This is a genomic window from Algoriphagus terrigena DSM 22685, assembly GCF_000429445.1.
GTDB classification, from domain to species: domain Bacteria; phylum Bacteroidota; class Bacteroidia; order Cytophagales; family Cyclobacteriaceae; genus Algoriphagus; species Algoriphagus terrigena.
Genome location: NZ_AUBW01000032.1, coordinates 28,282 through 41,168, shown reverse-complemented (window position 1 = coordinate 41,168; position 12,887 = coordinate 28,282). Strand labels below are relative to the sequence as shown.

Here is a 12,887-nt window from a genome sequence, read left to right as displayed (position 1 = left end):
AAAAATTGATCATGCTGTTACGACCGATTTTGTTTTTGATTTTATCGTCAATTTCCTCTTTCTACCAACTAGGTTCGGAGGAAAAACCAACCACCACCAGCCCGCGCGGAGAGGATGATAAAAAAGCGATCAACCTCACTATCCTGAGCTACAACGTCCGCCACTGCAGTCCGCCAGCCAATCCAAGCCTCATCGATGTGGAAGCAATCGCCAATATCATTAAGGATTCGAAGGCGGAATTGGTAGGGCTGCAGGAGATCGATGTCAATAACGGACGCTCCGGGGTCAACCTGGATCAGGCAGCAAAGCTGGGCGAATTGACGGGGATGTACCATTACTTTTCCAAAGGGATTGATTACCAGGGTGGGGCATACGGCACGGCAATCCTCTCTAAGTTTCCGCTCTCTGAGCAGGAGACAATTCAGCTTCCTGAGGCACCGGATACGGAGCAGAGAACGCTATCGCTGGTGACAGCTACTTTGCCCGATGGCCGAAAGATACGTTTTGCAAACACCCACCTGGATTTCACAGCAGACGAAAATGCACTGGCCCAAGCCAAGGTGATCACCGAAAAGCTGAAAGACGAAAGACTGCCTGTTTTTGTAGTGGGGGATTTCAACGTGGTGAAGGAGAGCCAGACCATGCAGCATTTGAATCAATACTTTACATCGACCTGTGAGACGAATTGTATGCCGACGATCCCGGCTGATGTGCCGAAAAAAACGCTTGACTTTATCCTTTTTTCCAACAATCAGGACATTACCGTCCGTGCCCATGAGGTGCTCAATCGGCCGACTGCTTCCAATCACAGGCCGGTTTGGGCGAGGGTTAGCTTGAAATAGAGCGGAATGGATTAATTGCCAGCAGTTCCCAAATGTTCCCGATTTTCAATACATGCCTGACATTGCTCCCGGTGTCGGTTTATTGTTGGTTTGGTTTTGCCGGAGAACAGTCTGGATTGAACCAGAAGCTCGCAATTCTCCAATGCTTGATCGCCTTATCCCATTATTCGCTCAAATTCAAACCCCGAAAAAATACCGGTTTCATAGACACCGGGCATCTTCATCAATTCCGCTTCATCACTGTCCTCAATCTTGTTCATCCGAACATCCAGGAGCAGATTTCCCTTTTCTGTGATTACCGGGCCATCTTTGCTTACAGCCATTCGTAGGGTCACTTCAGCAACGCTGGGCATTTGAGAGATATCGTCAAAAACTCTTCGGACCCACTGAGGGTCTACTTCTACCGGGACGGGATAGTTTTTACCTAACCTATTCACACTCTTGGAAGCATCCGCAACCACAACGATTTTTCGAGAGGCCCTAAATACGATCTTCTCCCTGAGTAAAGCTCCTCCTCGTCCCTTAATCAATCGACCGGTTGAGTCTACTTCGTCTGCCCCGTCAAAGCACCAGTCAATCATCCTGTCCATGGATGACACTACGCTCAGACCTACTGCATGAGCGGCTAGCTCAATTTCAATGGAAGTGGGGACTATGCTGATAGAAATGCCCTCAGTTTCTACCCGCTTGCCCAAAGCCAGCACCGTCAGAAAAGAAGTGGACCCTGAGCCGGCACCTATTAGTTCACCGTCAGCGGCCCTGAGTGCCACAAACCGGGCGATATGTTCTTTTTCTTTTCGATTTGAGATTTCTTTATTCCATGTTAATCCTAAAGCCGATTTATCCATCTCTGTCCGTTAATCCTTTTAGTAGTTTTATTGCCTCTCAGGAGACTGTTTGCTCGATTCAAACCCACGCCTCGTACAGTTCACTTTCAAATGCTTCTCAAAGAGTTCGCACGGAACTACAGCCGGACGCGCGCTTTCGTCCCTATGCCTGCATTGGAAACAATTTCCTCTTCAACTTACCAAAATCACCAGATAAATGTAACATCAACGTACGGCGAAGGTGACCCCACTGGACGATTTAAACTGACCTCAGTTGCAGGACTTCGATGGTTTTACTTCCTTCCAATCAGTTTATTGGCTATAAATTCATCAAAGAAGAAACTTCGATATACATCTCCGATCGGTATCTCGTTTTCCCGGATATAAACTGTGTTGTTGTCGAAGGAAATGATGTGCTGTACATTGATGAGATAGGACTTACTTGTCCTGACAAACAGACTCGGCGGTAGCTGTTCCTGGATCGTTTTGATGTTCATCGCAGTGATGATCTTCCTTTCTTCCGTATGAAGCACGACATAATCTTTCAAACCCTCTACAAACAAGATGTCTTTGAAGAAGATCTTAAAGGTTCTCCTGTCAGCCCGGACAAAAAAGTAATCTCCAGCAATCGACTCTATACTGCCGGTGGGGTGGTCGGACTGAAGTAGCTTGAAATAAGCCTTTGCCTTTTCCATTGCCTTTTGAAACCGCTCCAATCTGACCGGCTTGATCAGGTAGTCAATCGCGTCCACCTCATAGCTGTCCAGGGCAAATTCGCTGAATGCTGTGGTGAAGATCACCAGCGTTCTCCTTGGAATGTTTCTGGCAAAATCCAGTCCGTTGGTTCCCGGCATCTGGATGTCAAGAAAGACAAGGTCTACCGCATTTTCAGTCAAGTACGCTGCCGCGGCATTAGCACTGCTGAAGTTGCCTAGCAGCTGGAGCGACTTGACCTTACTTATCAGTAATTGAATTGCTTCCCGGGCAAGCGGCTCGTCATCCACAATGATGCAGGTCATAGGCTGATGGTTAAGAGTACGGTATAGGTGTCGGCAACATCGGCAAGCTGCAGGCTGTATTTTTCCGGATAGATCAGATCCAGTCTCCGCTGCACATTTGTCAGCCCCAATCCTCCGGCCACTCTTTTGGGAAGGGATAGTCGGGGTTTTGAATTGATGCACTTAAATTGAAGGTCCTTGTTCTGTACCTCAAAATACAACTGGACAAAGGAGCCTTTTTCCTGATCTATGCTGTGTTTGATCGCATTTTCGACAAAGGTGACCAAAAGCAACGGCGCAATCTGAACCCCATTCAGGTCACCCTGCTTGGAAACCAGGTATTCAAAATTATCCCTTCTGGTCTGTTCCAAACTTAACAAATCTTCCAAAAAATGAATATCGGCAGTGAGCAACACACTGGACCTGGAGCTGTCGTACAACTGATAACGCAGCAGATCACTGAGTTTCAGGAGTACCTGCGACGCCTTTGCCGGATCCCGTTGCGTCAGGACGTTGGCATTGTTGAGCATGTTAAACAGGAAGTGCGGATTGATCTGGTTCTTGAGCTGCTCCATCTCGGATCGTAGCGTGGTTTTCTCCAGTTCGTTGATCCTCAGACTATCCAAGATCGAGCGTTGGAACAGCTTGATGGCAGTGGAAGCCATGGTCAGCACAAGCACCACAAAGGATACGGAAAGCAGACCGGCAGCTTCTCTGTAAGCATCTGCCCCTCGGTAGGAAACCAGGACGTCCCAACTCACGAAATAGATAAAGGAAATGATGGCAATCGTGGAAATCACCGAAAGCGCGTAGGCAAAATACCGGTCCGTAAAGAAAAACCTGGGTACATACCAATACATATTCAGGTAAAACAGCAGGACGAAAACTATCACCAACCCAAGGTTGATCAGGGTTTGGACCGGTTCGACAAATTGCGGCTGGCTGTTGAACAGAACCAAGGTGACGAACACGATCAGCGAACTGTGACGGACCAACCGGTAGTCGGGTGAAACAAAAAACTTGAATATCCAATCTCTTTCCATCCCTTGGGATCTTTCTGAACCAGTCATTTCATTAACCAAAGTGCTGACTAAAGGTAAAACCCTTTGGCCTTCCACGGTCCTTTTTTATACCAAAGCCATTGCTTTTTAGACGAAACGACCCTCACATCATAAAGAGTGAAGATTGTAGTTCATGTTGTATCGTTCCGTTGGGATACTCTTGCAAAAAGAGGTTCTGCAAAACCGCCTTCTTACCGAGGATTGCTGCCTTTCGGAGCTCAGGCAATAAAGATTTAGCTCACTTTTTTTCCACCCCTGATCCTCATAAACTGGTCATCCTGAGCGGAAAGCCATTTGCTATAAAAGCTGGCCCGTTTGGTATAATACCAAAAAACAGCGTTATGACCGATCCTACTTTAGCGCAACCGGAAACCTAAATCCGCAAGTAACTATCCACGCTATGAAAGATCACAAATCGATGCACCGAAAAGAAGGTGGGAAAGCCACGCGCTCCGCCGATGGTAAGACGCCGTTTGAAGCGGCACTTTTTTACACCAAAATATGGCTACAACAAAAGCAGTTTTGGCTAAATCTGTTCAGCAGAGATCAACCAGTTTTGCTTCACCAACTACAGGGAACAGACCGGGTAAAAATGCAGGAAATAAATCAATATACACCCAATGAACTTAAGCGGTATGAATCCTGCAAAATCCTCATCCTGACGCTGGTCCTGAGCATGATGAGCGTCCTGTCTGTAGCACAAACGATCGGGAATATCAAAGGGAAAGTTATTGAGCAGGCAACCAAGCAACCGATGATCGGGGTGACTGTCCAACTGGACAATACCCAACAGGGAGCGGTCACGGACAGCGAGGGAATCTTCTCGATAGAAAACGTACCAGCCGGATCCTACGCGCTGACGATTTCATTCATTGGCTTTCAGACCAAAAAGATCACGGATGTGATCGTGTCAAGTAGTAAAACCTACTACGCTGAATTTGAGATGCTCGATGAAGTGGGGGAGCTCGGGGAGGTGACCGTTCAGGGCTTTAAGGGCGAAAACAATCCAATTGCCCCGGTATCTGCTTTCTCCTATTCCAGAGAGGAGATATTTCGGAATGCCGGATCGCAGGGAGATATCATGAGGGCACTTGCTGTTTTGCCAGGAGTAGTCAGCGCAGGAGCGCAGTTTTCGGCCATCGCCGCCCGAGGACAAGGCACCCAAGACAACGTGTACATGGTAGATGACATGCCAATGTTCAATCTCTCGCATCTGGAGGCAGAAGGGATCTCCTCGGGATTCAATGATCCCAATGGTGGAAGGTTCAGCATCTTCGCTCCCCGGGTTGTGGACAACGTGCAGTTTCAGAATGGTGGTTTTGATGCCACATTAGGCCGAAAATCTTCATCTTACCTTGGCCTTGGTATCAAGGAAGGAAATAAGGAAAGCAGTTCCTTCAGCGCTCAAGCGGAGCTATTGGGTGTCACACTGATCTATGATGGGCCGGTTTCCAAGAAGACAAGCCTCTTTACTTCCGCCCGCTACCAGAATTTTGCCGGAGTCGCCAACCTCACAGGCATCTCCAATATGGGCACCATTTCCCTGAGCGACTATCTGGTCAAAACCACCACTGAGATCAATGCAAAAAATAAGCTTTCATTTATCGCCATGTACAATCCGGAAAGTCCCAGCAGAACCATCGAGGATATCAATCCCGGTACCAATATCAATGACGACAACAGTGCGGGACAAATGCTTTGGAATCATAGAGGAAGCAATGCCTTGGTGGGATTCAACCTCCGCACACTGACTAGCTCGTCGAGTTACTGGAAAAACGTGCTGTATTTCCGCGCGTCCACCGTGGACAATACCTTCGGCTACTACACCCCGTCTTTGGCTTCTGACGGTGAAATACTGGACCCGGAGTTTGGTCATCATGAAGACGAACTACGAACCATCAAAAATAACCAACAGGAGTTTGGCTATAGATCCATCTACACCAAGAACTACGAAAAGCTCTCCCTCACAGTAGGTGTGGATGCCATTGCCATCAACTTGGATTATGAGCGGAATCTGACTAGACCTGATACGCTTTATACGTTCCGTTCTACGGATTTCCGTCCTGATCCTTCCCAATACTATCAGATCTTGGATCCTGCCCAGTTCAATGCCAGCTTTGAAAACACGGCCTTCAACGGTTCGGCCTATGTGAGTCTTTCTTGGAACGTGACCAACCGCCTGACCCTCAATCCCGGTTTACGGTACGATTATACAGGTTTTGCGGAGCAACATACCATCTCACCACGCTTGAGCGGAAGCCTGGCATTGGGGGACAGGCAGAGTATCAATTTTGCCACCGGAGTCTATTACCAGGATGTGGCTTATTCGAATGTCGCAGCCCAAAGTTTTGGAGATGTCATCAAAAACGAGCGGACTGTCCAGAATATCCTGGGATACAAGATGCAGTTCTCAGGCGACCTGAAGTTTGTGGCAGAGGCCTGGCACAAGCGGTTTGATGACTTAATCGTGCAGCCAAACCGGGCGGAAAGTCTATTGACAAATGAATGTACGGGTTACGCCTACGGTGCTGATTTCAGCTTGATCAAACGCCTTTCGAAGAAATACTACGGTCAGGTAAGCTACTCCTACATGCAGAGCGTGAGGGATGACAACGACGGACTCGGCGAATACGATTATACCTTCAATATCCCCCATGTATTCAGTCTTCTGGGAAGCTATAAGCCAAATGATAAATGGGTGCTTTCTGCTAAGTTCAGGTATTCAACTGGCCGTCCTATTGATGATTACATCGTTCATGACAATGTGTTCAATGACCTGAACTACCTGCGCTATGCTCAGGAATTAACTTCCAGAAACGGCAGGCTGCTCAATGATTTTGTGAGCTTGGATATCCGGGCTGATTACAATATCCGGATGAAAAGGAGTGACCTGACGCTCTTTTTGGACATCACCGATATCCAAAACACTTTCAATGTAAACTTTGAGCAGTTTATCCCAGTCACGGGTCAGGTTTCACGCTCAGGCCTTGGGATGTTTCCGACTTTTGGATTGAAGATCGAACTGTAAGACAATCAGTACCTATCAGAATTATATTCACTAGCCCACACATTTAGATATGAAAATCCTCAGCATAATACTCTTAGTGATCTCTGCATTCCTGAGCCTCAAACATGGATGGGATGCCTTTCAACCTGCCAATGCCCAACAGGCCCAGATGATGGCGGACTTGGGAATTACCAAAAGCGTGATGCCATACTTCGGGGTCTTTTCGATCCTGATTGGCCTGATGCTGTTCTTTCCGCAAACGTTCCTTTTGAGCAACATCCTTCATGCCGTCGTCATCGTGCTGATCATGGCGCTTTCGCTCAATGCAGGAAACTATAAAATGGCCTTGTTCGAAATCCCCTTCCTGGCCATGCCGTTGCTCATGATCTGGCTGAAGTATCCGTTTAAATCCTGAAAAAAACCACCGATGAAAAACACCGCACCTTACAGGATAAAGACCATTACAGAAGGCCACCGCTTGATTGGCTTGGATATGCCAAAGCATCCCTTGATCAGTTTGGTGGACGTCTCCCAATTTAAAGATCATGCCGATGTGCATGCGGTAATCTTTGACTTCTACGCCATATCGATCAAAAGAGGCTGTGACAACTTGCTCTACGGACAGCAAAAATATGATTTCGATGAAGGACTGATGGCGTTTATGTCTCCCGGGCAGCTACTACGAGGAGAGGAAGGGGGGAGGCCTGCAGGGCTTCGGGGTTGGATGCTTTTCTTTCATCCGGATCTGTTGTGGAACACTCCGCTGGCCAAAAAAATCAAGCAATACGACTTCTTTGGCTATGCCTCAAACGAGGCACTTTTCCTCTCTGAAAAGGAAGAACTTATCATCAACGATATCATTGAAAAGATCAGGCAGGAATACGATTCGAATATCGACGGATTCAGTCAGGGGATCATCGTCGCACATCTTGAGACGCTGTTGAGTTATGCCGAGCGTTTTTACAACCGGCAGTTTATCACCCGAAAGAAAGCCAGCCATCAGCTCCTTGATGAAATGGAGGAGGTGCTGACCAATTATTTCAATGGGGATGATCTGGTGTCACGGGGACTTCCTTCGGTACAATTCCTTTCAGATGAGTTGAATGTGTCGTCCAGTTATCTTAGCAGTCTGCTCAAATCACTGACCGGACAGACGGCCCAGCAGCATATCCATGAGAAGCTGATCGAAAAGGCAAAGGAAAAACTGTCAACCTCACAATTGACCGTAAGCGAGATAGCCTATGACCTGGGTTTTGAGCATCCGCAGTCTTTCAGCAAACTGTTCAAAGCAAAAACCAAGGTATCTCCATTGGAATTCAGGCAATCGTTTAACTGAAATCTTTTCACTTCCATATAATTTTTGAATGGAGTGGCCACCTTGTACAGCAATCCATCTTAGTTAATCACAAGTACAACAGCATGAGCGGCTGAAGATTCGTAGCCGAGGAAGATCATCTTTGCCCTTGGCAGAGGGTTGGAAAACTTAGCCTACTACCATTTTTTGACTACAACGAAAGGCGTTTTGGCTACATCTGTTTTTTGAAGGTACCGCAACTTTGCTTCATCAAAAAGCAGAGCAAATGAAAAGCAAAATCAAAAAATGGACAGCTGCAGATATCCCTCAAAGGACTGAAGGCCTCGCTGTAATCACAGGCAGTACGGAAGGCATCGGATACGAGGATGCGCTGGCCTTATCATCCGCAGGATGGAGCGTGATCATCATGGGCCGTAATCCCCAAAAAGGGGCCGAATCTATCATCAGGATCCGGGATATCAATCCAAAGGCAAAGTTGAGCTTTGAAAAAATAGATCTGGCAGACCTGTCTTCCATCAAAGCCTTTGCTTCAAAAATGACTGCAAAAGGCCGACCCATCGATCTCCTGATCAATAACGCAGGCGTGATGACCCCGCCAAAGCGCCTTGAGACAGCTGATGGCTTTGAGCTGCAGTTTGGGACCAACCATATCGGTCATGTTGCCTTGACAGCGCAGCTACTTCCTTTGCTGCGCAAATCTCCGGATGCCCGCGTTGTGACAGTCTCAAGCGTAGCCAACCGTGAAGGGCAAATCAACTTTGATGACCTTCAGTCAAAAGCCTCCTACACCCCGATGAAGGCCTATGGCCAGGCAAAACTCGCCAACTTGATGTTTGCTTTGGAACTCCAGCGGCAGAGTGAAAAACACGGTTGGGGAATCACAAGCATTGCGGCTCATCCCGGGGTCTCACGTACCAATCTGCTGATCACCGGCGCAGGGCGGTGGAGTGGGCCGGGCATCATGAGAACTTTTTTTCCTTTTTTGTTCCAACCCACTTCCCAAGGAGCCTTGCCGACATTATATGCTGCCACCTCCCCGGAGGCTAAAGGAGGCAGGTATTATGGCCCGGACAAAATGCAGGAAACCCGGGGATTTCCTTCTGTCGCCAAAATTCCGGCTCAGGCAAGCGACTTAAAAGTATCTCTGCAACTATGGGAAGTATCTAAAAAGCTGGCAAAAGTTGAGTTTTAAGATCGGCTTTTTGCATCGCCTATCTAATCCCCAATTGCATTCTCATTCAATCAGGCTAATTCACCATTCCACGCAAATGAACAAGCAAATCACAAGAAATGACAAATTGCCCATTGGTCTTACGATACTCTCCAATGCATTGCCTCCAATAGGGTTTTATCTGAGTTATCGATATAGAACCCGATTTCCGGGGAAATCTCGGATGGCTTTGATCAATGCTCTTCTGGGCATACCAATTGGCTTGATTGGAGGTTATTTACTACGGACCTACGTTTTCAATTGACATGATAAAACCTTCAGATACTGCAAACGGCGAATCACGTCTAATCCTACAAGAAATACAGCCATTCGGGCTTTTTCCCTGGTAATCGTTAAAGCAAAATCCTGAAGCGTGTCTTTGTAACAAGAAGTGGCACCGACATGATACACCCAATCAATGGGGCCAAATGAATTTGGTCCCCATTTTCCAAAGTCTAGTCCAATAGCGTATTCTTATAGACTACCCCGTCTTTCATGATTACCTTGAAATGGGTCTCCGGATCTTCGATCAGACTGAGATTTTCCAGTGGGTTGCCATCTACCAGGATCAGGTCAGCATAGGCTCCCTCACTGATCTCTCCCAGTTTTCCGGCTTGGTAGGGGCTTCCAAATGGAGCTCAGGGTTTGTTTGAAGTCGATAATCAGAAATGAGAAGATTAAGCCAGAGAGGATTTAGTAAGTGTACTGACAACAGGATAGATTGAAAAGTGAAGTGTAGCGACTGATTTAAAGCGGTTTGTGGTAGCAGTAGAATTGCTGGGGGTTAAATAGCCACACTCTCAGTCAAAATCGATATCACCAGCTCTTTGGTTAACGGCCTCTGGTTTGCTTTTTTCCGAAGGGTGTCAAAGGAATATCTAAAACCACATCCTTCCTTGTAAGCGCTGCACCCAAAAGCTGTTTTTCCTTTGATGATGGTGCCTTTCTTGCACAGCGGACAGGGAATGACTGGAGTAGTAGTGTTAGATTCCTGCGGCCTTGCTTCCTTCTTTTCTTCCAATACCAGTTGCAACTGCTCATCAAAGCGAAGCAATCCTTCTTTGTCTCCTGTCGGGGTTTTAAATCCCTTTAAGTTGACGGTAGAACCCTTTTGAAGTAGTCGCAAATACTGATTGTCTGAGATTTTCTTTCCTTCGAAAGTGTAAGGAAGCAAAAAGTTGCATCCGGTTTTATAAGCGCTGCATCCATAGCTGGATCTTCCTTTTAGCAGCGAGCCTTCCTTGCACTTAGGGCAAGCGTATCCCACCACGGTTGTTGCTGTTTTTTCTTTTTCCGGAGTCTTGGTCTTTTCAGCAACCTTGATTTCGGAGGGAGGGGAGATGAGGGTTCGGCTTTGCTCTCTGATTACATCATATACCAACCGCTCCACCATGAGCTTCATATTTTTCACAAATGAGCCTGCATGGTAATTCCCTTTTTCTATCTCCCGCAATTGCTTTTCCCATTGGCCAGTCAGCTCTGCAGAGGTCAGCAGGTCATTACTGATGATATCGATCAACTGAATCCCGGTTTCTGTCGGCAAAATCAGCTTTTTGTTCCGTTCGATGTATTGTCTTTTAAAAAGCGTCTCAATGATACTTGCCCGGGTAGAAGGACGGCCAATGCCGTTTTCTTTCATCAGTTCGCGCATCTCCTCGTCGTCCACCTGTTTACCGGCAGTTTCCATGGCGCGCAGCAGGGTTGCTTCGGTATAGTATTTTGGAGGACTGGTTTCTTTCTGGAGAAAGGAAGGCTCATGCGGCCCTTTTTCTCCTTTTATGAAGATAGGAAGCTCATCTTTCTCCTTTTTTTCTTTTTCTACCGCCTCAAAAACCACCCGCCATCCTTTTCCCAAGATGACTTTTCCGGTTGTTTTGAACGGGACGGTATCCACCTTTCCCAACACAATGGTATTTGCTACCGAGCAGTCCTCATAGAAAACCGCGATAAATCGCCTGGCGATAATATCAAATACCCGGAGGTGATTCCCATGTAAACTTGCCTGTACCCCGGTGGGAATGATGGCATGGTGATCGGTTACTTTTTTGTCATCAAAAACCTTCGCGGACTTTTTTAATTTCTTGCCCAAGATAGGGCGAGTCAAGTCCTCATACTGGCTGAGTTTCTCCAGTATCCCGGTCGCTTTGGGATAGATGTCATTCGGTAAAAAAGTGGTGTCCACCCTCGGGTAGGTGATTACCTTTTGTTCGTATAGCTGCTGGGCAATCTTGAGCGTCTCATCGGCGGAGAGCCCAAACTTGGTATTACAATACACCTGCAAGCCTGTCAGGTCAAAAAGCTTAGGAGGCGATTCCTTTCCTGTTTTCTTTTCAACGGAGACCACCTCAAAATCATGCGCTTTCACTTGGTTGGCAAAAGCCTCACCGTCTTCTTTCTTTAGGAATTTCCCTTCTTCGTAGTTAAAGGTGGTCTCCCGATAGACGGTTTGTAATTCCCAATAGGGTTGGGGCTGGAAATTTTGAACCTCCTTAAACCGGTTCACAATCATCGCCAGGGTAGGCGTCTGGACTCTGCCTACTGACAATACCTGCTTGTATCCACCATACTTGACGGTATAGAGACGGGTGGCATTCATACCTAGCAGCCAGTCGCCAATGGCCCTGGAGTATCCGGCGTAGTATAGATTGTCGTACTTGGAAGAATTTTGTAGTTTTTCGAAACCTTCTTTGATGGCTTCAGTGGTCAGGGAAGAGATCCATAATCTTTTGACTTCTCCTTTGTACTCAGCCTGTTCGATGACCCATCGCTGAATCAGCTCACCCTCCTGGCCGGCATCACCACAGTTGATCACTAGTGTGGCTGTTTCAAACAGTTTTTTTACGATGTTAAATTGCTTCTGTATCCCGGCATTGTCCACCACCTTGGTTTTGAACTTTTCGGGCAGCATGGGCAGGTGACTGAGACTCCAGCTCTTCCAAAAAGGGTCGTAGTCATTTGGCTCAAACAGGGTGCAAAAGTGACCAAAAGTGTAGGTTACGATATATCCATTTCCTTCGAAATACCCATCATGCTTAGAATTCGCTCCAAGAACGGATGCGATTTCACGGGCGACGCTCGGTTTTTCGGCAATACAAACTTTCATCTGATGCGAAACTACTTAAAATAGCCTAAGCCCACCAGACTGCCGGAGCCATCAGCCAATAAGAAATGAATGAAACGCTGTGACCCAAAGGGATAGATATTGTTTATGGGATCCCGGCGGGCTGATCTGACTGTTGGGGAAAGTAGAGTTCTCAATTCGATCGTCATTGCGAGGGATCAAACGAACTATTCGATTATTTTCAAAATCAACGATCCCGAAGCAATCCTAATCAATCAAGAAGAATCTCCGTTATCCTGCATCTCCATCGATACCTATCGATGCCGCGTTATTTGCCAATTGATGCGATATGAAGTGAATGGTTTCTGGACTCCGAAGGATCATAAATTGTCTCCGTACTCGAAGTCGAAACCAGCATATGACCTGACCCGTTAGATTTTTCTACATTTAATGAAGTCAAAGGCAAAGTAATTTTTATGGAGCGTTATAAGTTTTTCCAACAATTTCACGATGTAAAAGAAGAGGACTACCGTCTATTGAGCGACTGTTTTAAATTGAGGTCGTTC

At 46.9% G+C, this 12,887-nt stretch carries 9 protein-coding genes; 5 read left to right on the top strand and 4 right to left on the bottom strand.

Translation table 11 applies throughout. The features are described from left to right. The coding region (locus G459_RS0122330) for an endonuclease/exonuclease/phosphatase family protein (protein WP_342664346.1) at positions 1 to 842 on the top strand (842 nt) is incomplete at its 5' end. 155 nt (positions 843 to 997) lie between these two features. On the opposite strand, the gene rpiA is transcribed toward G459_RS0122330, so the two are convergent. The 3 genes from rpiA to G459_RS0122315 form a co-directional block, all read right to left on the bottom strand. Next, positions 998 to 1,690, bottom strand: coding sequence for a ribose 5-phosphate isomerase A (gene rpiA / locus G459_RS0122325; protein ID WP_026969609.1), 693 nt, complete (start codon positions 1,688 to 1,690; stop codon positions 998 to 1,000). A gap of 272 nt (positions 1,691 to 1,962) precedes the next feature. Beyond that, the gene (locus G459_RS0122320) at positions 1,963 to 2,688 is read right to left on the bottom strand and encodes a LytR/AlgR family response regulator transcription factor (RefSeq protein WP_026969608.1); all 726 of its coding nucleotides are present in this window, start codon (positions 2,686 to 2,688) and stop codon (positions 1,963 to 1,965) included. Continuing rightward, positions 2,685 to 3,710: a sensor histidine kinase gene (locus G459_RS0122315; protein WP_035456696.1), complete on the bottom strand. Its 1,026-nt coding sequence runs from the start codon at positions 3,708 to 3,710 to the stop codon at positions 2,685 to 2,687. The genes G459_RS0122320 and G459_RS0122315 overlap by 4 nt, the downstream gene beginning before the upstream one ends. A gap of 418 nt (positions 3,711 to 4,128) precedes the next feature. Between G459_RS0122315 and G459_RS0122310 the strand changes: the two genes are divergently transcribed. The 4 genes from G459_RS0122310 to G459_RS0122295 all read left to right on the top strand — a co-directional run bounded on the left by G459_RS0122310 (position 4,129) and on the right by G459_RS0122295 (position 9,242). Further along, positions 4,129 to 6,756, top strand: a complete 2,628-nt coding sequence (locus tag G459_RS0122310; RefSeq protein ID WP_026969606.1) for a TonB-dependent receptor — start codon at positions 4,129 to 4,131, stop codon at positions 6,754 to 6,756. Between the two features lie 49 nt (positions 6,757 to 6,805). After that, positions 6,806 to 7,150, top strand: coding sequence for a hypothetical protein (locus G459_RS0122305; protein ID WP_026969605.1), 345 nt, complete (start codon positions 6,806 to 6,808; stop codon positions 7,148 to 7,150). A 12-nt stretch (positions 7,151 to 7,162) separates the two neighbouring features. Then, positions 7,163 to 8,071 (top strand): helix-turn-helix domain-containing protein, encoded by a 909-nt coding sequence (locus G459_RS0122300; protein WP_026969604.1) that lies wholly within the window; start codon positions 7,163 to 7,165, stop codon positions 8,069 to 8,071. Positions 8,072 to 8,315: 244 nt separating this feature from the next. Further along, positions 8,316 to 9,242: an SDR family oxidoreductase gene (locus tag G459_RS0122295; protein ID WP_245588233.1), complete on the top strand. Its 927-nt coding sequence runs from the start codon at positions 8,316 to 8,318 to the stop codon at positions 9,240 to 9,242. 802 nt (positions 9,243 to 10,044) lie between these two features. On the opposite strand, the gene G459_RS0122285 is transcribed toward G459_RS0122295, so the two are convergent. Then, entirely contained in the window at positions 10,045 to 12,363 is a 2,319-nt protein-coding gene (locus tag G459_RS0122285) for a type IA DNA topoisomerase (RefSeq protein ID WP_026969602.1), read from the bottom strand. Positions 12,364 to 12,887: the final 524 nt, after the last annotated feature.